Source organism: Pseudomonas sp. SDT291_1_S447, assembly GCF_054070155.1.
Genome location: NZ_JBSVXS010000318.1, coordinates 1 through 364, shown reverse-complemented (window position 1 = coordinate 364; position 364 = coordinate 1). Strand labels below are relative to the sequence as shown.

General features: G+C 56.9%; 1 pseudogene. It reads right to left on the bottom strand.

Annotated features, from left to right (window positions below):
- Nucleotides 1-364: pseudogene (locus ACW9IR_RS29740) on the bottom strand (hypothetical protein); the annotation flags it as partial.

Below are 364 nucleotides of genomic sequence, written 5' to 3'. Positions count from 1 at the left end.
ATCTCGACTTGCAGGCGTGGCGTCGCGGTGCCGGTCAACTTGATGCTGGTATCGATGGTCACGGTGTTATTGGGTATTTCCACTCCTTTGGAGTCCTGCACCGAGGTAATCGCAGGGATTACTGCATTTGAATACGTGAGGATTCTGCGGACTGAATCCTGGCCGGTACCATAGTTCGCTCTGGCCTTGAGCGTACGAGTCCCAAAGGAGATCAGCGTTGCGGTGTATGTCCAGGTGCCGGTGCCGTCGACCGGGCGCTTGCCCTTTGAAGTGGCAGCCTCGAATATCTCGACCTCCTGGTCTGGCGCTGCGGTACCGGTCAAGGTTACAACGGGATCGACCGTACCACCGTCGTGCACAATTT